Annotated in this window: 28 protein-coding genes; 9 read left to right on the top strand and 19 right to left on the bottom strand. The window is 68.9% G+C overall.

The features are described from left to right. Window positions 1-91 precede the first annotated feature (91 nt). Genes ACU5AP_RS03070 through rsmI form a run of 3 tightly spaced genes read right to left on the bottom strand, consistent with a single transcriptional unit; the run spans window position 92 to window position 2,198 of the window. Complete coding sequence (locus tag ACU5AP_RS03070; RefSeq protein WP_128114741.1) at window positions 92-904, bottom strand: SirB1 family protein; 813 nt, start codon at window positions 902-904, stop codon at window positions 92-94. Beyond that, the gene (locus ACU5AP_RS03065) at window positions 901-1,329 is read right to left on the bottom strand and encodes a YraN family protein (RefSeq protein WP_313521373.1); all 429 of its coding nucleotides are present in this window, start codon (window positions 1,327-1,329) and stop codon (window positions 901-903) included. Before ACU5AP_RS03065 ends, ACU5AP_RS03070 begins: the two co-directional genes overlap by 4 nt. Further along, complete coding sequence (gene rsmI, locus ACU5AP_RS03060) at window positions 1,326-2,198, bottom strand: 16S rRNA (cytidine(1402)-2'-O)-methyltransferase (RefSeq protein WP_446680769.1); 873 nt, start codon at window positions 2,196-2,198, stop codon at window positions 1,326-1,328. Before rsmI ends, ACU5AP_RS03065 begins: the two co-directional genes overlap by 4 nt. A 119-nt stretch (window positions 2,199-2,317) precedes the next feature. Between rsmI and ACU5AP_RS03055 the strand changes: the two genes are divergently transcribed. Continuing rightward, the gene (locus ACU5AP_RS03055; RefSeq protein ID WP_446680768.1) at window positions 2,318-3,007 is read left to right on the top strand and encodes an alpha/beta hydrolase; all 690 of its coding nucleotides are present in this window, start codon (window positions 2,318-2,320) and stop codon (window positions 3,005-3,007) included. A 4-nt stretch (window positions 3,008-3,011) separates the two neighbouring features. Here ACU5AP_RS03055 and hemW read toward each other — a convergent pair whose 3' ends face one another. Beyond that, entirely contained in the window at window positions 3,012-4,142 is a 1,131-nt protein-coding gene (hemW, locus tag ACU5AP_RS03050) for a radical SAM family heme chaperone HemW (RefSeq protein WP_128720684.1), read from the bottom strand. A gap of 115 nt (window positions 4,143-4,257) precedes the next feature. Further along, window positions 4,258-4,860, bottom strand: coding sequence for an RdgB/HAM1 family non-canonical purine NTP pyrophosphatase (gene rdgB / locus ACU5AP_RS03045; RefSeq protein ID WP_128719172.1), 603 nt, complete (start codon window positions 4,858-4,860; stop codon window positions 4,258-4,260). A gap of 440 nt (window positions 4,861-5,300) precedes the next feature. Here rdgB and ACU5AP_RS03040 point away from each other — a divergent pair, with 440 nt between their 5' ends. The 3 genes from ACU5AP_RS03040 to ACU5AP_RS03030 are packed head-to-tail and all read left to right on the top strand — an operon-like array spanning window position 5,301 to window position 6,796. Further along, window positions 5,301-5,915 carry a DUF2975 domain-containing protein gene (locus ACU5AP_RS03040; protein WP_128719173.1) on the top strand — a complete coding sequence of 205 codons (615 nt, stop codon included), beginning with the start codon at window positions 5,301-5,303 and terminating at the stop codon, window positions 5,913-5,915. Between the two features lie 24 nt (window positions 5,916-5,939). Continuing rightward, window positions 5,940-6,173, top strand: coding sequence for a helix-turn-helix domain-containing protein (locus ACU5AP_RS03035; protein WP_003166522.1), 234 nt, complete (start codon window positions 5,940-5,942; stop codon window positions 6,171-6,173). 2 nt (window positions 6,174-6,175) lie between these two features. Then, entirely contained in the window at window positions 6,176-6,796 is a 621-nt protein-coding gene (locus tag ACU5AP_RS03030; protein WP_128719174.1) for a Smr/MutS family protein, read from the top strand. Here ACU5AP_RS03030 and ccmB read toward each other — a convergent pair. Continuing rightward, window positions 6,793-7,458, bottom strand: coding sequence for a heme exporter protein CcmB (gene ccmB, locus ACU5AP_RS03025; RefSeq protein ID WP_128719175.1), 666 nt, complete (start codon window positions 7,456-7,458; stop codon window positions 6,793-6,795). The genes ACU5AP_RS03030 and ccmB overlap by 4 nt on opposite strands. Beyond that, on the bottom strand, window positions 7,455-8,075 hold the full coding sequence (ccmA, locus tag ACU5AP_RS03020) for a heme ABC exporter ATP-binding protein CcmA (protein WP_128719176.1): 621 nt from the start codon (window positions 8,073-8,075) through the stop codon (window positions 7,455-7,457). The genes ccmB and ccmA overlap by 4 nt, the downstream gene beginning before the upstream one ends. A 186-nt stretch (window positions 8,076-8,261) precedes the next feature. Between ccmA and acnA the strand changes: the two genes are divergently transcribed. The 3 genes from acnA (at window position 8,262) to ACU5AP_RS03005 (ending at window position 12,082) form a co-directional block, all read left to right on the top strand. Then, the gene (gene acnA / locus ACU5AP_RS03015; RefSeq protein ID WP_128719177.1) at window positions 8,262-10,967 is read left to right on the top strand and encodes an aconitate hydratase AcnA; all 2,706 of its coding nucleotides are present in this window, start codon (window positions 8,262-8,264) and stop codon (window positions 10,965-10,967) included. A gap of 145 nt (window positions 10,968-11,112) precedes the next feature. Continuing rightward, a complete protein-coding gene (locus ACU5AP_RS03010) occupies window positions 11,113-11,598 on the top strand; it encodes an antitoxin Xre/MbcA/ParS toxin-binding domain-containing protein (RefSeq protein WP_003166528.1) in 486 nt (161 codons plus the stop codon). Between the two features lie 7 nt (window positions 11,599-11,605). Continuing rightward, entirely contained in the window at window positions 11,606-12,082 is a 477-nt protein-coding gene (locus tag ACU5AP_RS03005; protein WP_046652659.1) for an RES family NAD+ phosphorylase, read from the top strand. Window positions 12,083-12,088: 6 nt separating this feature from the next. Here ACU5AP_RS03005 and ACU5AP_RS03000 read toward each other — a convergent pair whose 3' ends face one another. Continuing rightward, window positions 12,089-12,982, bottom strand: coding sequence for a hydrogen peroxide-inducible genes activator (locus ACU5AP_RS03000; RefSeq protein WP_046652660.1), 894 nt, complete (start codon window positions 12,980-12,982; stop codon window positions 12,089-12,091). 228 nt (window positions 12,983-13,210) lie between these two features. Here ACU5AP_RS03000 and ACU5AP_RS02995 point away from each other — a divergent pair, with 228 nt between their 5' ends. Both ACU5AP_RS02995 and ACU5AP_RS02990 read left to right on the top strand, forming a co-directional pair. Next, window positions 13,211-13,765 (top strand): peroxiredoxin, encoded by a 555-nt coding sequence (locus ACU5AP_RS02995; RefSeq protein WP_128719178.1) that lies wholly within the window; start codon window positions 13,211-13,213, stop codon window positions 13,763-13,765. A 264-nt stretch (window positions 13,766-14,029) separates the two neighbouring features. After that, a complete protein-coding gene (locus tag ACU5AP_RS02990) occupies window positions 14,030-14,563 on the top strand; it encodes a carboxymuconolactone decarboxylase family protein (protein ID WP_003166531.1) in 534 nt (177 codons plus the stop codon). Window positions 14,564-14,640: 77 nt separating this feature from the next. On the opposite strand, the gene ACU5AP_RS02985 is transcribed toward ACU5AP_RS02990, so the two are convergent. The 11 genes from ACU5AP_RS02985 to ACU5AP_RS02935 all read right to left on the bottom strand — a co-directional run bounded on the left by ACU5AP_RS02985 (window position 14,641) and on the right by ACU5AP_RS02935 (window position 23,093). After that, on the bottom strand, window positions 14,641-15,060 hold the full coding sequence (locus tag ACU5AP_RS02985) for a helix-turn-helix domain-containing protein (RefSeq protein WP_046652663.1): 420 nt from the start codon (window positions 15,058-15,060) through the stop codon (window positions 14,641-14,643). Between the two features lie 101 nt (window positions 15,061-15,161). Continuing rightward, a complete protein-coding gene (lnt, locus tag ACU5AP_RS02980; RefSeq protein ID WP_128719179.1) occupies window positions 15,162-16,751 on the bottom strand; it encodes an apolipoprotein N-acyltransferase in 1,590 nt (529 codons plus the stop codon). Beyond that, window positions 16,748-17,203: an rRNA maturation RNase YbeY gene (gene ybeY, locus ACU5AP_RS02975; RefSeq protein ID WP_128719180.1), complete on the bottom strand. Its 456-nt coding sequence runs from the start codon at window positions 17,201-17,203 to the stop codon at window positions 16,748-16,750. The genes lnt and ybeY overlap by 4 nt, the downstream gene beginning before the upstream one ends. After that, window positions 17,203-18,210 carry a PhoH family protein gene (locus tag ACU5AP_RS02970; protein WP_128719181.1) on the bottom strand — a complete coding sequence of 336 codons (1,008 nt, stop codon included), beginning with the start codon at window positions 18,208-18,210 and terminating at the stop codon, window positions 17,203-17,205. The genes ybeY and ACU5AP_RS02970 overlap by 1 nt, the downstream gene beginning before the upstream one ends. A 104-nt stretch (window positions 18,211-18,314) precedes the next feature. Beyond that, window positions 18,315-19,706: a tRNA (N6-isopentenyl adenosine(37)-C2)-methylthiotransferase MiaB gene (gene miaB, locus ACU5AP_RS02965; RefSeq protein WP_128719182.1), complete on the bottom strand. Its 1,392-nt coding sequence runs from the start codon at window positions 19,704-19,706 to the stop codon at window positions 18,315-18,317. 58 nt (window positions 19,707-19,764) lie between these two features. Then, window positions 19,765-20,235 carry a Fur family transcriptional regulator gene (locus ACU5AP_RS02960; protein WP_003166535.1) on the bottom strand — a complete coding sequence of 157 codons (471 nt, stop codon included), beginning with the start codon at window positions 20,233-20,235 and terminating at the stop codon, window positions 19,765-19,767. Window positions 20,236-20,272: 37 nt separating this feature from the next. Beyond that, entirely contained in the window at window positions 20,273-20,707 is a 435-nt protein-coding gene (gene rimI, locus ACU5AP_RS02955; protein WP_076224508.1) for a ribosomal protein S18-alanine N-acetyltransferase, read from the bottom strand. Further along, window positions 20,704-21,402, bottom strand: coding sequence for a tRNA (adenosine(37)-N6)-threonylcarbamoyltransferase complex dimerization subunit type 1 TsaB (gene tsaB, locus ACU5AP_RS02950; RefSeq protein ID WP_446680767.1), 699 nt, complete (start codon window positions 21,400-21,402; stop codon window positions 20,704-20,706). The genes rimI and tsaB overlap by 4 nt, the downstream gene beginning before the upstream one ends. Window positions 21,403-21,460: 58 nt before the next feature. After that, window positions 21,461-21,829 (bottom strand): helix-turn-helix domain-containing protein, encoded by a 369-nt coding sequence (locus tag ACU5AP_RS02945; RefSeq protein WP_446680766.1) that lies wholly within the window; start codon window positions 21,827-21,829, stop codon window positions 21,461-21,463. A gap of 60 nt (window positions 21,830-21,889) precedes the next feature. Then, window positions 21,890-22,474 carry a helix-turn-helix domain-containing protein gene (locus ACU5AP_RS02940; RefSeq protein ID WP_252970228.1) on the bottom strand — a complete coding sequence of 195 codons (585 nt, stop codon included), beginning with the start codon at window positions 22,472-22,474 and terminating at the stop codon, window positions 21,890-21,892. A 61-nt stretch (window positions 22,475-22,535) separates the two neighbouring features. Next, window positions 22,536-23,093, bottom strand: coding sequence for a NifU family protein (locus ACU5AP_RS02935; protein ID WP_446680765.1), 558 nt, complete (start codon window positions 23,091-23,093; stop codon window positions 22,536-22,538). Window positions 23,094-23,196: the final 103 nt, after the last annotated feature.

Raw genomic sequence — 23,196 nt, 5'->3', positions numbered from 1 at the left:
AACGCTCGCTCTGGGCGCGCGCGCTGCTTGAGCGCCGAAGCGCCGTCAGTGCCTACTTGAGGCGCGAGGCTGCGCGCCGCAAGGCCGCGCTTCAGTTCAACCGCATCCGCACCCGGTCCAACCGCGCGTCGCAAGCGGCGATCGGCTCGCCCAGGCTGCGGGCGCGCGACAAGGCCTGCATGGCCCCGGTCAGCGCGCCCTGCTTCTCGCGGGCGGCGGCCACGTCCAGCCAGGGGCGGTGATCCTCGGGATCCAGCAGGGCGCGACGCAGGGCCGAGCGTTCGGCGCCTTCATAGTCGCGAGCCTGAAGGGCGCGGGTGAACAGGATATTCTGCAGACGGATCAGAGCCTGGCGCTCGCTGACCGGCGCCATGAGCAGGTCCAGACGGTCGGCCACATGCGGAGTCAGCCCCGCCAGCAGGGCGCGGCGCGTCAGCTCCGACGGCAGGACCAGCCGCCCCTGGCTAAACGGGTCCAGCGCCACCGGCCCTTCGGGCGTCTCGACCCGCAGCAGGACGTGGCCGGGAAAATCGACCGGCGCCGCCGTCAGCCCGGCCCGCCGCGCGGCGTCCAGATAGAAGATGACCAGCACCGCCGACAGCCCGCGCCGACGCTCGGCCACGTCGATCACGTCGGTGTTGGCCGGATGATCGTAGTTCAGCAGGTCGCCGTTCAGCCGCAGGTCGCCCGCCAGGGCCTCGGTCAGGGCGTCGTCGGGGCTTTCGTTGGCGGCCCGCTCCTTGAGCCGCTGGGCCGCGTGGTCGGCCAGAATCCGCACGCCGTCGGCGTCGCGGAACGGATAGTCGTGGATGGCGCAGGCGATGGCGCAATCCAGCAGGGGGAAGGCCTCGTCAGCCCCCTGTCCCGCCTGGGCCAGCACCGCCTCTGCTTCCTCGCGCGTCAACGCCGGTCCGCTCCCGTGGAGATCACGCCGCGAAGATGACGCGGAAAGCGTCCGGGGGCCAGCGCCACCATGTCGATTCTCAGCTCCAGCCCCGACAGGGCCGGTCGCCCGCGCGCCGCCGCCTCGGCCGCGCGGATCAGGCGCTGGTGCTGCTCCGGGCCCAGGGCCAGGGTCGCGGCCTCCAGCGTCGCGCGGCGCTTGACCTCGACGGCGGCCAGGACGCGCCCGCGCCGGGCCAGGATGTCGATCTCTCCGCCCCGGCCCTTCAGGCGGAAGGCCAGAACCTGATAGCCCTTGAGCATCAGCCACAGGGCGGCGATCCACTCGGCGTCGTGCCCCTGACGGTGCGACCGTCCGCCTAACGCCTGGCGCCAGCCCGCCTTGGGCGTCTTCGGCGGCGGATGCGGGCGCGGCGCGAGGCTCACCGCCCCTTCAACTCCAGCGCGCGCTTGTAGAGCGGCTTGCGCGGCAGGTTCAACGCCTTGGACACTTCGGCAGCCGCCTCGCCGGGCGGCAGGCGGGTCAGGGCCTCGGCCAGGGCGGCGTCGGCGTCGGCGGCGCTGGCGACCTCGGCCTCGCCGGGGCCGACCACCACCACGATCTCCCCCTTGGGCGCGTCCAGGCGCGGGTCGACGGCGAGTTCAGCCAGATCGCCGCGCACGCATTCCTCATAGAGCTTGGTCAGTTCGCGGGCGACGGCGGCCGGACGGGCGCCCAGCACCTCGGCCATGTCGGCGAGGCTGTCGCGCAGACGCGGCCCGCTCTCGAAGAAGACCAGGGTCTGACGGCCGGGGCGCAGCTCTTCCAGCGCCGTGCGGCGCGCCGCCGACTTGGGCGGCAGGAAGCCTGCGAACAGCACCCGGTCGGCGGGCAGGCCGGCGATGCACAGAGCGGCCAGCAGGCTGGACGGACCCGGCACGGGATGAACCGGCAGCCCCTCGGCCACGGCCGCCCGCGCCACCACATAGCCGGGATCGGACACCAGGGGCGTGCCCGCGTCCGACACCAGGGCCACCACCTCGCCCGCCTTCAGCCGCTCGACGGCGATCTCCGCGGCGCGGTTCGAGGCGTGGTCGTCGCACCGCTCCAGCTTCGCCTTCAAACCATAGACGGTCAGCAGCTTGGCCGTGACCCGCGTGTCTTCCGCCAGCACCAGATCGGCCGCCGCCAGCACGTCCAGCGCCCTCAGCGTCATGTCGCGTAGATTCCCGATCGGCGTCGCCACCAGATAGAGACCCGGCGAAACGGGGCGCGCGGGCGGGGCAGTCGGCGGAAACAGGGAGGCGTCGGACATGGCTCCATCCTAGTGGGCGTCACGGTGTCGTGAAAGCCGCCAGAGTCAGGGAACGCCGCCGCCGGTTCGCGCACTGCGATCCGCATCGACCCTTCTGTCGTCCAGAACGGAATCCGCCCATGTCGAAGTCCGCCTCCATCGTCCTCGTTCACGGCTTCTGGGGCGGCGCCGCCCACTGGGGCAAGGTCATCACCGAACTGGCCAAGCGCGGCTACACCTCTCTGCACGCGGTCGAGATGCCGCTGACCTCTCTCGCCGACGACGCGGAGCGGGTGCGCAAGATGGTGCGCCAGCAGGAAGGGCCGGTCATCCTGGTCGGCCATTCCTACGGCGGGGCGGTGCTGTCCGAGGTCGGCGACCTGCCGAACGTGGCGGCCCTGGTCTTCGTCGCCGCCTTCGCGCCCGACGCAGGCGAAAGCCCCGGCGCCATCACCCAGCAGGATCCCCCGGTCGCCGCCCCCAACCTGGCCCCCGACAGCGACGGCTATCTGTGGGTGAAGGCCGACAAGTTCCATGAGAGCTTCTGCCAGGATCTGACGGCGGACGAAGCCCTGGTCATGGCGGTGACGCAGAAGGCGCCCCTGGCCGCCGCCTTCGGCGACGCGGTCACGGCGCCCGCCTGGCGCAGCAAGCCGAGCTGGTATCAGGTCTCGAGCCAGGACCACATGATCGCCCCGACCAATCAGCAGCGGATGTCGGCGCGGTTGAACGCCCGCAAGGTCATCACCCTGGACGCCAGCCACGCCTCCCTGGCGTCGCATCCGTCCGAAATCTGCGACCTGATCGAAGAAGCGGCGGCGACCGTCTGATCGTCTAGACCAGCAGGCTCTTCAGCACGGCGTCCAGCAAGGGGCGGCCGGTCGCCGTGGCGGCGATGCGGCCGTCTTTCAGACTCAGGAATCCGTCGGCCAGCAGATCGGCCAGCCGACCCTCGTCCGCCGACAGCGCCAGCCGCTGCAACAGGGCCAAGGACACGCCCTCGACCGTGCGCAGGCCCAGCAGCACGCGTTCCTCGTCAGCGTCCTGCGGCTCCAGAACTTCGCGCTCGGCCCAGGGCGATCCGGCGGCGACGCCCGCGACATAGTCGCCGATGCGGCGCGCGGCCACGGTGGCGACCCGCCCTTCAGCCAGCGTCATCCGCCCATGCGCTCCCGGCCCCAGGCCCAGATAGTCCCCGCCGCGCCAGACATGCAGGTTGTGGCTGGAGCGGGCGGCCACGTCGCGAGCGTGGTTGGACACCTCATAGGCCTCGAACCCCGCCGCCTCGAGCGTCGCCTGCGTGGCTTCATAGAGGGCGGCGGCCAGATCCTCGTCCGGCGGCGCCCAGGCGCCGCGCGCCACGGCCCGGCCGAAGGCCGTCGTCCCCTCGATGGTCAGCTGATAGGGCGAGACGTGCTCGAACCCCAGATCGAGCGCCGTGGTCAGCTCGGCGGTCCAGTTCGCGACGCCCTGGCCCGGCCGGGCGTAGATCAGATCGATCGACAGGCGCGGAAAGGCGCGGCCCGCCAGGGCGATGGCGCGGCGCGCCTCGGCGGCCGAATGGTCGCGGCCCAGGAACTTCAGGGCTGCGTCGTCGAACGACTGCACCCCCATCGACAGACGGTTGATCCCGGCCTGGGCCAGGGCGGCGTAGCGCCCGGCCTCGGCGTCGGTGGGATTGGCCTCCAGGCTGATCTCAATATCGCCAGAAGGGGGGAACAACGCCCTGGCCCGCTCGACCACCGCCGCCACGGCGTCGGGCGGCATCAAGGACGGCGTGCCCCCGCCGAAAAAGATCGAGGCCAGGGCGCGCGGCCCGACCAGGGCGGCCTGCGCCTCCAGGTCGTTCAGGATGGCCTGCGCCAGCTCCGCCTGCTCCTGCGTCCGCCCCCGGTCGCGCACCACGTTGAAGTCGCAATAGGGACAGATCCGCGCGCAGTAGGGCCAGTGGACGTAGAGGGCGATGGAGTCTTTTTCGTCCCTATCGCCGCCCTCGCGGAGGGCGGCTGCTTGAGGGACAGATGGATGCTCGCCGCTATCGCCGCCTTGGCGCAGGGCCCCGGCTCGTGCGGCGGGCGTCTCAGTCAATCAGCGCCGCCTTGAGGCGGGCGAAGGCGCGCGCGCGGTGGCTGAGGGCGTCCTTCTCGACCGGGTCCATCTCGCCGAACGTCAGTTCCGAGCCTTCCGGCCGGAAGATCGGATCATAGCCGAAGCCCCGGTCGCCGCGCGGCGGAAAGACCAGTTCGCCGTCGATCCGCCCCTCGACCACCACGCAGGGGCCGTCGGGCCAGGCCACGGCCAGGGCCGAGGTGAACCAGGCGCGGCGGTCCGTCGAGCCGATCTCCTCCAGCCGCTGCTCGACCTTCTTCATGGCCAGTGCGAAATCCTTGGTCGGCCCGGCCCAGCGCGCGGAATAGATGCCCGGCGCCCCGTCCAGGGCCGCAACCGACAGGCCGGAATCGTCAGCCAGGGCGACCTCGCCCGAGGCCTGGGCCGCGTGACGCGCCTTCAGCATGGCGTTGCCGACGAAGGTGCTCTCCGTCTCGTCCGGCTCGGGCAGATTCAGCTCTCCGGCGGTGACGATCGTGTAATGTCCATCCAGCAGCGCTTCGATCTCGCGCGCCTTGCCCGGATTGTGGGTGGCGGCGACGAGCCGCATCCCCTTGATCAGCTTGAGATTCATGGCGCGACCTTAGTCCCGTCCGGTCCATTGCGAAATGGTAACATCGTTAAACGATATGTAAGTTGGCTTTCGTCGGCGCACGACCTATCTTCATTTTCAAGGACGGACGGCCGCACCGTTCAAACGAGAGAAACATCTCGCAACAATGATCCAGCGGCACAACAGATACGCACAAAAAACGTGCATTGATGGAGAGACCGATATGCAAGCCATGCACAAGACCAATCTGATGGACCGTCTGGCTCACAGCCTGGGCAACGCCTTCCTGCTGGCCGCCCTGCCCGTCGCGGCGATCGCCCTGATCGTTCAGAGCTTCTGATCCTGCAGAGTTCGAGGGGGACTTTGACGATCGCCATGAACGCCGTGAAGAATAGAGCCGTGCGCGGGTCGGCCGGACCCGCCGCGGCGACGGCGCCCCTGTCCCCGGCCTGAGACGCCCGATGACGCGCTTGCGGAAACCGAACCGGCTCGCCACCGCCGCCCAGACCCCGCTTCGCGCCGCCCAACTGCGGACGCCGAACCTGAGGACCATTGGTCCCGGCTCCGTCGCCAGCCTGCTGAAGATCGCGCTGGACGTGGCCTATGTGGTGATGATCCTCGTCACCGGCCTGCTGCTGCTTCTGTGGGTCGCCTCCATCTTCATACCCATCGACAATCTGAACGTGACCGTCTCGGACGGCGCGGAGGGCCGCGAGATGCCGCTGACGCGTCCGCTGCTGCTGTTCGCCCTGGGCGCCCTGAGCGCCTATTTCGGCGGCTTCCTCATCATCCTGCGCCATCTGCGCAAGATCTTCCGCACCCTGACCCTGGGCGACCCGTTCCAGCCGGACAATGTGCGCCGCCTGCGCCATGTCGGCCTGATCCTGGCCGTCGTCACCGGCGGGGTGTGGATCGTGCAGGGGCTGGTGGCGTCGCGCCTCGCCCCCGGCGTCATGGAGCCTCAAGGCGTCAGCGACCTGCTCACGCCCGTCTTTTCCGTCCTGGTCGTCTTCGTCCTGGCCGAGGTGTTCCGCGAAGGCGCCCGTCTTCGTCGCGAATCCGAACTGACGATCTGATCGAGAAACGCTAAAGCTCCCCCCATGGCCATCCGCGTCCAACTCGACCGCATCCTCGCCCAGCGCCGCATGTCGCTGACGGAGCTCGCCGACCGCGTCGGCGTGACCGTCGCCAACCTGTCCATCCTCAAGACGGGCAAGGCGCGCGCCGTGCGTTTCTCCACCCTGGACGCCCTGTGTCGCGAGCTGGACTGCCAACCCGGCGACCTGCTGGCCCATGAGCCCGGTCCGCCGGACGCCTTCGACGACGAGGGCTGAGCGTGGCCCGCCCCCCTTCGGGCAAGGGACCGCCGAAAGCCGCCTCCGCGACCGGCGACGACGACAAGCGCATCTGGAACCGGGTGACGTCCACAGTGACGCCGCCCGTCCGCCGCAAAGCCGCGCGCGTGACGCCCGGCGCCGTCATTCCTGCGTTTGGAGACGAAGCCGCGCCTCTCGTCGCGCCGCTCCCGCGCGGCGTTGCGGGCAAGAAACGCGCGACGGCCCTGACGCCCGCCTCAGCCGGACGCTCAGCGACGCCTCCGCCCCCGAAGGCCGCGGCGCCACGCCCGCGCCACGCGCCCGAAGAGCTTGAGCCGCGTCGTCAGCGCCGCCTGTCGCGCGAACGCGATCCGATCGAGGCGCGCATCGACCTGCACGGCTTCGGCCGCTTCGAGGCCGAGGATCAGCTGCGCGGCTTCCTGATCGGCTGCCAGATGCGCGGCCTGCGCTCGGTGCTGGTCATCACCGGGCAGGGCAGGCGCGGCGGCGGCGTCATCCGCGCCTCGGTCCACGAATGGCTGACCGGGCCGCATCTGCGCGGCGTCGTGTCCGGCTTCGCCTCGGCCCACCAGCGCCACGGCGGCGACGGGGCGCTCTATGTGACCCTGAAACCGCGCTAGCCCTGCGCGTTCTTGACCGCCGCCGCGCCCGCAACCGGCGCGATCACCAAGGCGAACAGGACATAGGCGCCCAGCAGGGCCAGCGCCGAGGCCGGGCTCTGCCCGCTGGCGGCGCGGGTCAGGGCGCCCGCGCCGAACACCACCGGCGGAATGAACAGCGGCAGCACCACCACGGCGATCAGCAGGCCGCCGCGCCGCGCGCCCAGCGCCAACGCCGCGCCCAGCGCCCCGGTGAAGGCGAACCCCAGACCGCCAAGCGCCGCCGACAGCCCTGTCAGGCCGATCAGCTCCGGCGGCTGGCCCAGGGCCAGGGCCGCGACCGGCGCGGTCAGCGCCAGCGGCAAGCCGGTCGCCAGCCATTGCGCCAGAGCCTTGATCGCCACCAGGGCCTCCAGCGGCAGCGGCCCGGTCGCCAGCAGATCCAGCGCCCCGTCCTCCAGATCGCGCTCGAACATCCGCTCCAGCGACAGCAGGGAGGCCAGCGCCAGCGCCATCCACGACGCGCCTGACGCCGCCGGGGCCAGAACGCGCGGATCGCCGCCCGCCGCCAGCGGCAGGATGGCCGTCAGGCACAGCAGGAAGCCGCAGGCCAGCAGCGGCCCGCCGCCGCCGCCCCAGGCCAGCGACAGCTCACGCACGAAAAGGGCGCGCACGGCCTTCACCGCGCCCCTCCGAGATCAAGAGGGCGGGCCGGAACGGGCAGGGGGTCGTGCACGGCGGCCAGGATCATGCCCCCGCCCGCCAGATGTTCAGCCATCAGTTCGGCGGCGACGCCGCGCCACGCCTCGTCCAGCGGGGCCAGCGGCTCGTCCAGCAGCCACAGGGCGCGCGGGGCGGCGACCAGACGGGCCAGCGACAGCCGCCGCCTCTGCCCCGCCGACAGCTTGCGCGTCTCCAGATCCATCAGGGGCGCCAGCTTCAGCCGTTCGACGGCCGCGTCCATGGCGGCGGCCGATCCGCCCAGCCATTCGACCTGAAAGCCCAGTTCCTGACGCGCCGTGCGCTGGGGCTTCAGGCCCTCTTGGTGGCCCAGCAGGTGAAGCGCCGTGCGCCGGGCCGTCTCGGCCTCCATCTCGCCCTCGGCGTCATGAAAAACGACCGTGCCTGCATCGGGCCGGATAAAGCCCGCCACGGCGCGCAGCAGGCTGGTCTTGCCCGCGCCATTCGCTCCGGTCAGGGCCGCCGCCTCGCCCGCCGACAGGGCGAAGGACAGGTCGCTGAACAGCCGGCGTTCGCCGCGCGACAGGCTCAAGCCCTGAATGTCGAGACGGATCAGCACTTGCGAGTCTCTATCAATGTCCACGTCGAAGGTGTGGATACATGGACGGCCCTCGCGCGCGGGACTATATGCGCTAGCGCCGCAGCAGGCTTTCGCCGCGCGCGCCGGGGACCTGTGCGCCCCGACGTCCAGCGCGCGAAGGCGCAACCGAATTGTCGGGCGGCGTTTGTCAGAGGACTACTCTCCATGCCGTCGATTGACAGCCTCAAGACCCGCCAAGACCTCGCGGTCGGGCGCAAGAAATACGCCTATTACAGCCTTCCCGCCGCCGAGGAAGCCGGTCTGGCCGGGATTTCCCGCCTGCCGCGCTCGATGAAGGTGCTGCTGGAGAACCTGCTGCGCAACGAAGACGGCGTCTCCGTCACCGAGGACGACCTGAAGGCCGTCGCCGCCTGGATCGAGAACAAGGGCGCCGTCGAGCACGAGATCGCCTTCCGTCCGGCCCGCGTGCTGATGCAGGACTTCACCGGCGTTCCGGCCGTCGTCGACCTGGCCGCCATGCGCGACGCGATGGACAAGCTCGGCGCCGACGCCAAGAAGATCAACCCGCTGGTCCCGGTCGACCTGGTCATCGACCACTCGGTCATGGTCGACCACTTCGGCAACGCCCAGGCCTTCGGCCAGAACGTCGAGCGTGAGTATGAGCGCAACATCGAGCGCTACAACTTCCTGCGCTGGGGTTCGTCGGCCTTCAACAACTTCCGCGTCGTGCCCCCCGGCACCGGCATCTGCCACCAGGTGAACCTGGAGAACCTGGCCCAGACCGTCTGGACCGCCGACGAAGGCAAGAAGACCGTCGCCTATCCCGACACCGTGGTCGGCACCGACAGCCACACCACCATGATCAACGGCCTGGCCGTCCTGGGCTGGGGCGTCGGCGGCATCGAGGCCGAGGCCGCCATGCTGGGCCAGCCGATCCCGATGCTGATCCCCGAAGTCATCGGCTTCAAGCTGACCGGCAAGCTGCCGGAAGGCGCGACGGCCACCGACCTGGTGCTGACCGTCACCCAGATGCTGCGCAAGAAGGGCGTGGTCGGCAAGTTCGTGGAATTCTTCGGTCCCGCCATCGCCGGCATGACCATCGAGGACCAAGCCACCATCGCCAACATGGCCCCGGAATACGGCGCCACCTGCGGCTTCTTCCCCGTCTCGCAGGCCACCATCGACTATCTGACGGCCACCGGCCGCGAGAAGGCGCGCGTCGCCCTGGTCGAAGCCTACGCCAAGGCGCAAGGCCTGTGGATCGACGAGACCTCGGAAGACCCGATCTTCACCGACGTTCTGGAGCTGGACATCTCGACGGTCGTGCCGTCGCTGGCCGGTCCGAAGCGTCCGCAGGACCGCGTTGAACTGACTGTCGCCGCCCCGTCGTTCGAAGAAGCCCTGACCGGCGTCTTCGCCCGCCCGGCCGACGCCCCGCGCGCCGCCGTGGAAGGCGAGAGCTTCGACATCGGCGACGGCGATGTGGTGATCGCCGCCATCACCTCCTGCACCAACACCTCCAACCCGTCGGTCCTGATCGCCGCCGGTCTGGTGGCGCGCAAGGCCAACGCCCTGGGCCTGAAGCCCAAGCCCTGGGTCAAGACCTCGCTGGCCCCCGGCTCGCAGGTCGTCACCGACTATCTGACCGACGCCGGTCTGCAGAAGGATCTGGACGCCCTGGGCTTCAACCTGGTCGGCTACGGCTGCACCACCTGCATCGGCAACTCGGGTCCGCTGGATCCGGCCGTGTCCAAGGCCATCAACGACAACGCCCTGGTCGCCACCTCGGTGCTGTCGGGCAACCGCAACTTCGAAGGCCGGGTGAACCCGGACGTCCAGGCCAACTACCTGGCCTCGCCGCCGCTGGTGGTGGCCTACGCCCTGGCCGGTTCGATGCGCATCGACATCACCAAGGAGCCGATCGGCAAGGACAAGAAGGGCAATGACGTCTTCCTGAAGGACGTGTGGCCGACCTCGGAAGAGATCGCCGCTATCCAGAGGAAGTCGGTCACGCCCAAGATGTTCGCCAAGCGCTACGCCGACGTCTTCAAGGGCGACGAGCACTGGCAGGCGATCGCCGTCACCGGCGGTCAGACCTATGAGTGGGAAGACACCTCGACCTACGTCCAGAACCCGCCCTACTTCGAGGGCCTGACCATGGAGCCCGCTCCGGTCACGGACATCGTCGAGGCGCGCGTGCTGGGCATCTTCGGCGACTCGATCACCACCGACCACATCTCGCCGGCCGGTTCGATCAAGAAGGCCTCGCCCGCCGGCCAGTACCTGACCAACCACGGCGTCGACGCCCTGGACTTCAACAGCTACGGCGCCCGCCGCGGCAACCACGAAGTCATGATGCGCGGCACCTTCGCCAACATCCGCATCCGCAACAAGATCACCCCGGACATCGAGGGCGGCGTCACCAAGCACTTCCCCTCGGAAGAGACGATGTCGATCTACGATGCAGCCATGCGCTATCAGTCGGAAGGCCGTCCTCTGGTCGTCTTCGCCGGCAAGGAGTACGGCACAGGCTCATCGCGCGACTGGGCGGCCAAGGGCACCCGCCTGCTGGGCGTCCGCGCCGTCATCGCCGAAAGCTATGAGCGCATCCACCGCTCGAACCTGGTCGGCATGGGCGTCGTCCCGCTGCAGTTCAAGGAAGACGGCTGGCAGAAGCTGGGCCTGACGGGCGAGGAGATCGTCACCATCCGCGGCCTGACCGACGCCAACGTCGGCAAGCTGAAGCCCCGCCAGGACCTGTGGGTCGAGCTGTTCCGTCCGTCGGACGGCAAGATGGCCCGCTTCCCGGTCCGCTGCCGCATCGATAACCAGACGGAGCTGGACTACTTCAAGGCCGGCGGCGTCATGCCATACGTCCTGCGCAACCTGGCGCGCGGCGACGAGAAGTAAGCGGTCTCAAGCAGCGCGAAAGCGCGTTAGAGCAACCCGAATGAAGGCCGGCGGAGCGATCCGCCGGCCTTTTTTCTTGGACTCCGACCGACATATTCCACTCATCCCTTGTCGCATCGTCGTTTGACGCCCATATTATCGTCATATGACGAAAGCCGCCGCCATGACCGCCCTCGACCTCTACGCCTCGCCCGAGACCCTGCCCGCTAGCGACGCGGCGCGGATCGGCAAGCTGCTGGGCCTGAACGACAATGAGACGATGGACGACGTGGCCCTGGCCGAGCGGGTGTCGCAAGGCTTGAAGCCCGCCGCCGCCGCCGCCCTGGGCCAGGTGATCGGCATGCCGCGCGTGGTCGGCCAGATCATTCCGGAGGCCACGCTGCGGCGCGCCCGCACCAGCCGCAAGCCCCTGTCGCGCGAGATGAGCGAGCGCCTGTACGAGGTCGGCCGCGTGGTCGACGCCGTGGGCCGCGCCTATCGCGGCGACAGCGCCGCCGTCGTCCGCTTCCTGAACCGCCCGCATCAGCTGCTGAACGGCCGCACCCCCCTGGCCATGGCCCAGTCCAGCTCGGCGGGAGCCGAGGCGGTGATCAATCTGGTGCGCCGCGCCGACGCCGGCTTCGCGGTCTAGGTCCGGTATGCACCGTCGGCTGGACGACGCGCTCAAGGGATTCCGCATCGGCGACCCGCGCGGCGAATATCCCATCTGGAGCGACGGCGGCTCGCGTCGGGCGTCCGGCCGCTGGCACGAGGCGGGCCAGAGGGTGATCTACGCCGCCGAACACTATTCCACCGCCATGCTGGAGAAGCTGGTCCATTTCGGCGGCGAACTGCCGCTGGGCCAGCATCATGTGGAGATCCACATCCCGGCGGGCGTCTCCTATGAAGTGGTCAATCCGGACCTGGTCCCCGGCTGGGCCGAGCCGGGCGGGGCGGCCGCGCGCGCCTTCGGCCGCGCCTGGCATGCGGAAGCCCGTTCGGCCCTGCTGATCACGCCCTCGGTCGTGGCGCGGATGGAGCGCAACTTCGTCTTCAACACCGCCCATCCCGACTTCGCCCGCATCAAGCCGGGGCTGGAGACGCCGGTCTGGTGGGACAGCCGCCTGTTCGGCTGACGCGGCTCAGTCCAGCTTCAGCGCCTCGGCCAGCAGACGCGCCTCAGCGGCGCGGCTGGACCCGGCGCGCCAGGCGACGACGATCTCGCGACGCGGAGCCTCCGCCGAAATCGGGCGGATCACCACGCCCGGATTGTCGGCCAGCCCCGCCTGAACCGCCATCTGCGGCAGGAAGCTGACCCCCAACCCCGAGGACACCATCTGCACCAGGGTGTGCAGGGAGGTTGCCGCGAAGACGTCCTCGCCGCGCGGCGCCTCTATATTGACCGCCGCCAGCGCCTGGTCGCGCAGGCAGTGGCCGTCCTCGAGCAGGATCAGGTCTTCGGCCTTCAACATGCCGTCGGGGATCGGCCCGGCCCCCGCCAGCGGATGATCCACCGGGGCCGCGGCCATGATCTCGTCGTCGCCGATGCGGGCGTGGTCGATGCCGGAGGCCTCATAGGGCAGGGCGATGACGGCCGCGTCCAGATGGCCCGCCTTGAGTCCGGCGATCAGACGCGGCGTCAGATCTTCGCGCAGGAACAGGCGAAGGCCCGGATAAAGGGTCTTCAGCCCCGGCAGGGCGCGCGGCAGCAGGAAGGGCGCGACCGTCGGAATGACGCCCAGACGAAACCGGCCCGACAGCGGCTTGCCCGCATTCTGGGCCGCCTCGACCAGATCCTCGGCGCGAGCCAGCACGTCTTCGGCCCGGCGCACCGCTTCGGCGCCCACGGCCGTCAGGATCACCGCGCCGCGCGTGCGTTCGACCACCGCCGCGCCCAGCACCCGCTCCAGCTCCTGCACCCCTGACGACAGGGCGGGCTGGCTGACATGGGCGGCCTCGGCGGCGCGGCTGAACGAGCCGTGCTCGGCCAGGAGCTTCAGATATTGCAGCTGACGCAGGGTAGGCAGGACGGACATGGGTTCACACGGCTATGCGGTCAGAGCTGACATAGGGCGCATCTATCGTCAGGCCTGAACCAATCGAGCGGCCTTATATCACCTTTCGCCTCGATCATAATATAAATCTATTCCATCGAGCAAAATGATCGATTTGACTTAAGCTGCGCCAGGGGCCATCTCATGGCTTCGACGGTTCGCACTCCCCGCGATCCGGCGGTCCATTTTTCTGCATCTAGGAGAAGCGCGATGCTCGGCGTCGGTCAAAAACTGCCTGATTTCAAAATTATCGGCGTCAAGCCGGGCTTCAACAGCCACGAGGAAAACGGCGTCTCGGCGTTTGAAGCCGTCACGCAGGACAGCTTCGAAGGCAAGTGGAAGGTCATCTTCTTCTACCCGAAGGACTTCACCTTCGTCTGCCCGACCGAAATCGCCGCCTTCGCCAAGCTGGGCAAGGACTTCGAGGACCGCGACACCGTGGTCCTGGGCGGTTCGACCGACAATGAGTTCACCAAGCTGGCCTGGCGCCGTGACCACGCCGACCTGAACAAGCTGCCGATCTGGCAGTTCGCCGACAACGGCGGCAAGCTGGCCCGCGCCCTGGGCGTGCTGGACGAAGAAGAAGGCGTGGCCCTGCGCGCGACCTTCGTCGTCGACCCGCACAACGTCATCCAGCACGTCTACGTCACCAACCTGAACGTGGGCCGTTCGCCGGAAGACACGCTTCGCGTGGTCGATGCTCTTCAGACCGACGAGCTGTGCGCCTGCAACCGTCCGGTCGGCGGCGACACCCTGGCCGCGTAAGTACTGGCCCAAGGGTCGCAACGACCAGGCCCGGACCGCGTGAGTAGGGTCCGGGCCGCCCCTCGAAAGAGGCGGCGGCGGGCGACTGTCGCCGCCTTTTTCATGCCTGATGATTTTATTTGGGCGCTATGCTCGGCTCACAGAGCCTCGCGACTTAAGCGCCCATCACGAAATACGGCCCCAAAAGACGGCTCAAGAAGTAAGCGACCGCGTCGCGAACGATAGCCGCTCTTTGAAGCGTCGCTTCCTGAAAGGAACACGAAAATGTCCATCGACGCCCTGCGCGACCTGATCCCGGCCTATGGCAAGGACATCTCGCTGAACCTGTCCTCGCTCGCCAATGAGACCGTGCTGAACGACCAGCAGAAGTGGGGCAGCTTCCTGGCCTCGGCGCACGCCATCGGCGTCGGCCCCGTGGTCAAGCTGATCGAGGCCCAGGCCGCGACGGTCCTGTCGCCCGAAGCGATGAACGCCGCCAAGGCCGCCGCCGCCATCATGGGCATGAACAACATCTACTACCGCTCGCTGCACCTGATGAAGAACCAGGAGTACACGACGCTGCCGGCCAAGCTGCGGATGAACGTCATCGCCAATCCGGGCGTCGACAAGCTGGACTTCGAGCTATGGTCGACCGCCGTCTCGGCCATCAACGGCTGCGGCGCCTGCCTTGACGCCCACGAGGGCGAGCTGCGCAAACACGCCGTGCCGAACGTCCAGATCCAGGCCGCTCTGCGCATCGGCGCCGTGGTCCACGCCGCCAGCCGCATCGTCGCCTCGGAGACGGCGCTGACCGCCTGATCTCAAGCGAGCTCCAAGACAGGAAAAGGCGCGGATCGCTCCGCGCCTTTTTCTTTGTCCGCTGGCTCGCGACGCCTTCAGCCGTCGTTGTCGGCGTCGTCTTCGACCAGCTCGCGCATCAGATCGACCACCAGCTTCTGCTGGCGCGACGACAGGCGCGGCGCCAGACGGCCGATCTCTATGGTCTGACGAGTGGCGGGAAAGTCGTGCACGAAGGGCTCCGCCTCGCCCTCGGCCATACCCGGCTGGACCGCGCCGGTCAGCCCCTCGAAGAAATAGCCGATGTCGACGCGAAAGAAGCGGGCGATGTCCCACAGCTTGGACGCCGAGATCCGATTGGCGCCCTTCTCGTATTTCTGCACCTGCTGGAAGGTGACTCCCAGCGCCTGGCCCAGATCGGTCTGATTATAGCCCAGGGCGATGCGCTTCTCGCAGACGCGCCGTCCCACATGCCGATCCACCAGATGGGGACCATCCGCCCCGGAACCCCTGACCATGTCCTGCCCTCTTCCCTATTTTTCTTGTCGACATGCCGCCGCCCACGGCCTCTGTCATGCGTTTTCGCGTCTCAGGGGCGCAGTCGCTCCTCACGATATGGTTAACGCGCCAGCCTCCCAATTCCGGCGCGGCCCCGCCCCGCGATCAGCATTATAACTAGCAAGACGGCGAACCCCATATCGCCCCACCGGCCGTAAAGCGTCGGCGGCGCCGCCTGCGGCAGACGCACGTCGATGATCCCCGCCTGGCCGGGGTCCAGCCGCTTGCCCTCGACGATCCGTCCCCAGGGGTCGATCATGGCCGAAACGCCCGTCGGCGTCGCCCGCGCCACCGGCAGACCGGTCTCCAGCGCGCGATAGGAAGCCAGATTCAGATGCTGACGCGGACCCGACGTCTTGCCGAACCAGGCGTCGTTGGAGACGTTGACGATCCACGCCGGGCGCGTCGCCGCCGTCGCTGGCGTAAAGCCGGGATAGAGGGCCTCGTAGCAGATCAGCGGCTGCACCGGCGGGGCGTTGACCAGGCTGATCGGCGCGGGCGTCGGTCCGGCTGTGAAATCGGCGGGGACATGGACCAGGCTGCGCACCCCGATCTTGCTCATCAACGCGCCCATCGGCAGGTATTCGCCGAAGGGCACCAGCCTATGCTTGTCGTAGATCGGGCCGATGCGCAGGCCCATCGCCCCTTCGTCGTGCAGGGCGAACAGGCTGTTGTAATAGCGGGCGCCGGTCTCGGCGCTGGGATCCGGCTCGCCCCGGCTCAGGCCCGCCAGCAGCGTCTGGCCTGTCTGCAAGGCAGCGGCCACGGCATAGGCGTCGTTGGTGGCGAACAGATCATTGGCCGTGGTCGGCAGGGCGCCCTCGGGCCAGACCACCACGTCGGGCAGGGCGGCGGCGGGCTGGGCGGTCAACTCCAGATAACGATCCAGGATGGCGTGATAGGCTTCGGGGCTCCACTTGTAGTCCTGGGCGATGTCGGCCTGGACCAGGCGCACCAAGGTCGGCGTCTGCACCACCTGCGCCGATGACAGGCGCACGGCGCCGAAAACGAACAAGCCGATCAGGGTCAACGCGCCCAGCCCCGCCGCGATCAGGCGCGGCCGTCGCGGCCCCGCATCCGCCAGAGGCGCCAAGGCGCTGACCGCCGCTACCGTGATCAGGCCCAGCCCATAGACGCCGCCGATCGAGGCGAACTGCGACATGGCCGATCCGGCCGCCCAGCCGGCGCCCGCCGGGTTCCACGGAAAGCCCGTCAACACATGGCCGCGCGTCCACTCCAGCAGGGCGAACAGGGCCGCGAACAGCAGGATGCGCCGCACGCCTGCCGGACTGAAGCGGCGATAGGCCATGGTCGCCAGCCCCCAGAACAGCCCCATGCCCGCCGGCAGCAGGCTGGCTGCAAACGGCGCCATCCAAGCCTGAGCCGGATTGACCAGAAAGGCCTCGGCCACCCACCAGCAGCCGATGAAGAAATAGGCGAAGCCCGCCAGCCAGCCGACCCAGAAACCGCCCTTCATCCCGCCTGAACGATCCGCCAGCAGCAACAGCAGCGGATAGCCCAGCAGCCCCGGTAGGAAACCGAACGGCGGATGGACCAGGGCGGCGCCCGCCCCGGCCAGCAGCGCCAGAGCGATTCGGCCCCAGCGGTTGTTCAGAAGGCCCGCGAACCGGGCGGCGAGCGCCCCGCTCACGCGGCGCCCTCATGCTCGACAGCATAAGGATCGGAAACGCCCAGTTCGGCCAGGATCTCGCGCTCCTCGGCCTCCATCTCCTCGGCCTCGGCGTCGTCCTCGTGATCGCGGCCCAGCAGGTGCAGCACCCCGTGGACGACCAGATGGCTCAGATGATCCGACAGGGTCTTGCCCTGCGCCTCAGCCTCAGCCGCGCAATAGGCGTAGCCCAGCACCACATCGCCCAGATGCGGAAAGGCGCTTTCCGCAGCAGGGAAGGACAGGACGTTCGTCGGCCGATCCTTGTCGCGGAAACGCTGGTTCAAATCCTGCACCGCCTCATCGGCGGCCAGCAGCACCACCACATCGCCCTCGACCGTGCCCAGGGCCGCGCGAGCGGCGCGCTCAGCGACCGCCGCCGCCTCGGGCAGGGCCACAGTCCACTCGTCGCTGTCGATCTCGACCTCGATCATCAGGCGTCGTCCTCAAGGTCGGGGAAGGGGCGGCTGCGCGCTGCATCGGAGTCATAGGCGCGCACGATGCGCTCGACCATGGCGTGGCGCACCACGTCCTCGGACTTGAACTGTTGGACGCCGACGCCCTCCACGTCCTTCAGGATCCGCAGGGCGTGGGCCAGGCCGGAATCGCGCGGGTTCAGCAGGTCGACCTGCGACGGGTCGCCCGTCACCACCATGCGCGCGCCCTCGCCCAGACGGGTCAGCACCATCTTCATCTGCATGCGCGAGGTGTTCTGCGCCTCATCGACGATGATGAAGGCGTGGCTCAGCGTGCGGCCGCGCATGAAGGCGATGGGGGCGGCTTCGATCTCGCCCTTCTCGCGGCGACGTCGCACGTCGTCGACGCCCAGGATGTCGTTCAGCGACTCCCAGATCGGCGCCAGATAGGGGTCGACCTTCTCGTTCAGGTCGCCCGGCAGGAAGCCCAGCTTCTCGCCCGCCTCGACCGCCGGGCGGGTGATGACCAGCCGGTCCACCTGCCCCCGCTTCAGCAGGGAGGCGCCGTAGGCCGCCGCCAAAAAGGTCTTGCCCGTGCCCGCGGGACCGACGCCGAAGGTCAGTTCGCAACGGCCCAGCATCTCCAGATAGCGCGCCTGCGACGCCGTCTTGGGGGCGATGGCGCCGCGACGGCCGACGGGCAAGGCGGCGCCCTCCGGCACGCTGCGGCCTGGGCTGCGGCCCGCCGGTTCGGCGCGCGGCTGGGTCACGGCGGCGCCCAGGGCGGTGCGCACGTCGGCCTCGGTGATCTCGGCCCCCGCCTCGGCCCGGTTCGCCAGGGCCTCGATCACCCGGCGCGCCTGGGCGCGATCCCGCGTCGAGCCGTTGATCGACACCCCGCCGCCCGGCGTCTCGACCAGCACCTTGAAGGCGTCCTCGATTAGGGCCAGGTGGCGGCTCTGCGGCCCGATGACGGCGCGCAACGCCTCATCGCTGAGGGACAAGAACTCGGACTCTCGCGCCATGAGATCTCCTTAAGAGTCCCTGTCGCCTCGCATGCGGTGCGAGGCTGCTTGAGGGACGTTGTTGCGTGCTCCTGTCCCGCACACGGCGCGTGGCGAAACAGGCGTCAGTTCGTCTGGATCAGGCGACCGGACAGGCTGTTCTGCTGGCCGCTGATGATCTCGACCGGAACGATCCGGCCGATCAGTTGATCCGCGTCCTCGACGTGGACCGATTGCAGATAGGGCGAGCGGCCGATGGCCTGGGCGCCGTGGCGGCCCTTCTTCTCGAACAGCACCGGCAGGACGCGCCCAGCTAGCGACTGATTGAAGGCGACCTGCTGCTCGGTCAGCAGGCCCTGCAGGGCGTGCAGACGTTCCTTGGCCACGGCGTCCGGCACCTGGGCCGCCATGGTCGCGGCGGGCGTGCCGGGACGCGGCGAATACATGAAGGAGAAGGCGCTGGCGTAGTTCACCCGCCGCACCAGATCCATGGTGTCCTCGAAATCGCGATCCGTCTCGCCGGGGAAGCCGACGATGAAGTCGCCCGACAACGCCATGTCCGGCCGCGCCGCGCGGATGCGGTCGATCAGGTCGAAATACTTCTGACGCCCGTGCTTGCGGTTCATCAGGCGCAGGATGCGGTCCGAGCCCGCCTGCACCGGCAGGTGCAGATAGGGCATCAGGGCGCCCAGTTCGCCGTGCGCCGCGATCAGGTCGTCCGACATGTCGTTCGGGTGGCTGGTCGTATAGCGGATGCGGTCGATGCCGGGGATGTCCGCCAGGGCGTAGGCCAGCTTCGCCAGGGTGAACGGCTTCCCGTCCGGCCCCTCGCCGTCATAGGCGTTGACGTTCTGGCCCAGCAAGGTGACTTCGCGCACGCCCCGGTCGGCCAGGGCGCGGGCCTCGTCCAGCACGGCCGCCACCGGCCGCGACCATTCGGCGCCGCGCGTATAGGGCACCACGCAGAAGGTGCAGAACTTATCGCAGCCCTCCTGCACCGTCAGGAAGGCCGTCACCCCGTCCGTGCCGCGCGCAGCGGGCAGGGCGTCGAATTTTTCGTTGGGGGCGAAGTCTGCGCCGATGCGCTCGCCGCGCGCCCGCGCGGTGCGGGTCAGCAGTTCCGGCAGCTGGTGATAGGCCTGGGGCCCCACCACCAGATCGACCGCCGGCTGGCGCTTCATGATCTCCTCGCCCTCGGCCTGGGCGACGCAGCCGGCCACGGCGATGGTCATGCCGCCGTCGCGCGCCTCCTTCATCTGCCGCAGCTTGCCGAGTTCGGAATAGACCTTCTCGGCCGCCTTCTCGCGGATGTGGCAGGTGTTCAGGATGACGAAGTCGGCGTCTTCCGGCGTCTCGGTCGGGGCATAGCCCAACGGCCGCAGCACATCGGCCATGCGCTCGGAGTCATAGACGTTCATCTGACAACCGTAGGTCTTGATGAACAGGCGCTTGGGCGCGACGCTCGCGTCAGATGCGCCAGCGTCCGCCGGGGCGGGAAGGTCGAGCGTATCAGTCATGCACGGCTTATGATCGCCGAAATCGACGACGGCAAGACGACGCGAACGCCGACGGCGGTCAGTCTTCGGTCTCGTCGCGCGGACGGCGCTTATAGATCAGGCCTTCGCGCTCCACCGGCTCGGCGCCGGGGATGACGTGGCCGTAGAGCTCCAGCTTATGGCCGACCAGCTCATAGCCCAGCTTGCGCGCGATCTCGGCCTTCAGCCGCTCGATCTCGGCGTCGAAGAATTCAATGACCTCGCCCGTCTTGGTGTCGATCAGGTGGTCATGGTGATCGTCGCCCGCCTCTTCATAGCGGCTGCGGCCGTCGCCGAAGTCGTGCTTCTCGACCACGCCGGCCTCTTCGAACAGGCGCACGGTGCGATAGACGGTGGCGATGGAGATATGCGGGTCGATCGCCGAGGCGCGGCGATACAGCTCTTCCACATCGGGGTGGTCTTCGGCGTTCGACAGGACGCGGGCGATCACCCGACGTTGCTCAGTCATGCGCATGCCGCGTTCGGCGCAAAGTTTTTCGATCCGGTCCATGGCGGCGAAGATAGGCTGTACCGTCGCCTTATGGAAGCTATTCAGGGAAGTTCAGGACAAGCGTCAGCGCGTCCTCCCGGCGTCCGTCCGTATGCGAATAATAGCCGCGACGGCGGCCCATCTCGACGAAGCCGTTTCGGGCGTAGAGGGCGCGGGCGGCGACGTTGCCCTCAGCCACCTCCAGGAACATCCGCTCGGCGCCCAGGGCGGCGGCCCGCACCACCGCCGCCTCGACCAGGCGAACGCCCAGGCCCGCGCGACGCGCCGAAGGCCGCACCGCCAGGGTCAGGATCTCCGCCTCGTCGACCACGACGCGGATCAGGATGAAGCCGTCCTCCTCGGCCACGGCGAACACGCCCGGCGAAGTCAGCAGTTCGGTCAGGGCCGCTTCATCCCACGGCGTCGCAAAAGCCTCGGCGTGGATCGCGGCGAGACGCCCAGGATCGGCCGTCGGGAAAAGCGGCGCGCTCACGCGGCGGGCTGGCGCGGCTGACCCGGCAGGCGGCTGGGCGGCGTAGCGTCGGGCGCGCGCAGATAGAGCGGCTGCGGCGGCGACGTCGCCGGATCGGCGGCCAGGGTCAGCGCCGCCACCGCCTCTGGCGTCGGAGCGGGTAGGGGGTGCAATGCCGCGCCCGCCAACTCAGGGAAGATCTCGCCCAGAAGCGCCGCCCCGCTGCCGATCAGGGTCGACCGTGCGTCTCCGGCCGCAGCCAGGATGCGGTCGCGCGCCGTCTCCAGCGGCAGGGCCTCAGCCTCGCCCAACGGCGCGCCGTCGCGGAACAGGCGCGCATAGACCTGGCCCCGACGCGCATCGATCACGGCGGCGACCATCCCCTTGGCGGGAACCGAGGCGGCCAGGGCGTCCAGCGTAGAGACGCCGACCACCGGACGATCCAGCGCCGCGCCCAGACCCAGCGCAAAGGCCAGACCGACCCGCAGGCCGGTGAAAGAGCCCGGCCCCACCGTCACGCCGATGCGGTCGATCCCGTCGAAGCCCCCCGCCTCGGCCGCCGCATCGCGCGCCAGACCGCCCAGACGCTCCTGATGCCCCTTGGCCATGACCTCCGCGCGCACGCCCAAGGCGTAGGGCGGGGCCGCATCCGCCTCGCCCGTGAACACCCCCGCAACGCAGGCGCCCAGCGCCGTGTCGATGACCATGACCTTCATGGTTCTGTCCCTAATGCGAAACCGCTTCGGATGCGACCGCCACGACGCCGAGCGTCGATCAGACGCCCGCCATGGCCTGGGCGACCCGCGTCAGGGCCCGGCGCGCGCCTGCGTCGGGAATGCGGGCGAAAGCCTCGGCCAGACCCCGCCCCTCGGCGCTGGCCAGAACCGGATGGACCAGCTCGACCTCCCCCTCGGCGCTGGGGCGCGCGGGAAAGAAGTCGGCCACCGAACACCCCATGGCCGTCGCCGCCTGATGCAGGCGCGACGCAGAGACGCGGTTGGCCCCGGTCTCATATTTCTGAACCTGCTGGAAGCTGACGCCCAGTTCCCGTCCGAGAACGGACTGAGACCAGCCCAGGGCGGACCGCCGGGCGGCGATGCGCAGGCCGACGGCCTGGTCGATATGATGACTGCGACGCGACATGACCCCTCCGATTTCAACCAGAGAGTTTCATGATCTACGCCAAAATACAACTATTTTGTTTCATTCATCGTCGAGGCGGCTGATGATCGCCGACATCGACTGGATATGCGAGCGCGCGATCCGCTCCGACCGATCCAAGCCGCCCGCGCCGAAGACCACCACTTCAGCGTCATCGGCGCGATCATAAAGACGAACCTTCTGAACACCGTCGTCCATCTGGATAATGCAGCCCTGTCCCCGGCGCGGCCAACGCCCCGGCGCATATTCCAGCACCGTCCCGGCGGAGGCCCAGGGCGCCAGCTCATCCGTCTCCAACCGCAGCCGACGCGACGCGATGGGAGCGCCCTCGAACGCCCGGCCGCGCGCCGAAACTCCATTGGCGGCAAGGACTTCAGGTGAAGCCGGCTCGCCTTCCAGCTGCAGGACCAAGGCTTCAGGCGTGGCGTCCAGGGCACCGGTCAGGCGGCGCTGAACGTCTGGACGGAACAGGCTGGAGCGCTTGCCCGCCTCATACAGGCCCCAGCCCTGGCTGGTCATGCCGATCCGCTGGCCCGCCTCAGCCTGGCTCAGGCCGCGCTCGCGCCGCAGCGTCGCCAGGGCCTCGCCCAGGGCGCGCGCCTGGGATGTCTCGTCCGAACCGCTCATGGCGCCATCATGCCCGACGACGCGCCGTCCGACGAGTGTTTCATGTGAAACAGGGCGGCGCTTACAGCACCTGTTCGACGCTGGTCACTTCGGGGACGTAGTGGCGCATCATCTGCTCGACCCCGGCCTTCAACGTGGCGGAGGAGGAGGGGCAGCCGGCGCAGGCGCCACGCATCCGCAGGCGCAGCACGCCGGTCTCCTCGTCGAAATGGTCGAACAGGATGTCGCCGCCGTCCTGAGCCACGGCCGGACGGATGCGGCTGTCGAGCAGGCTCTTGATCTCGGCCACGATCTCCGTGTCCTCGCCGGCGTCCTCGGTCGCCGTTTCGCCCTCGCGCACCAGCGGCGCGCCCGAGACGAAATGATCCATGATGACCGACAGGATCGGCACCTTCATCTCGGTCCAGTCCGGGCCGTGGGCCGCGCGGGTGACCGAGACGTAGTCGGCGCCAAAAAAGACGCCCTCGACCCCTTCCAGCTCGAACAGAGCCTCGGCCAAGGGCGAGGCCGCCGCTTCATCGATCGTGCGATATTCCAACACGTCCTGAACCGCGACGTCGCGGCCCGGCAGGAACTTCAGGGCGTTGGGATTGGGCGTGGCTTCGGTCTGGATGAACATGAACCCCAGATGCGCCCTGCGGCGCCATGGTTCAAGTGGGCGTTAAGCCCCAAGGACAGAGCCGACGACGCAACTCTCCATCAACGCCGCTCGGCCTCATGGT

The sequence above is a fragment of the Brevundimonas sp. RM1 genome (assembly GCF_052907225.1).
This window is presented reverse-complemented; position numbering and strand designations above follow the sequence as displayed.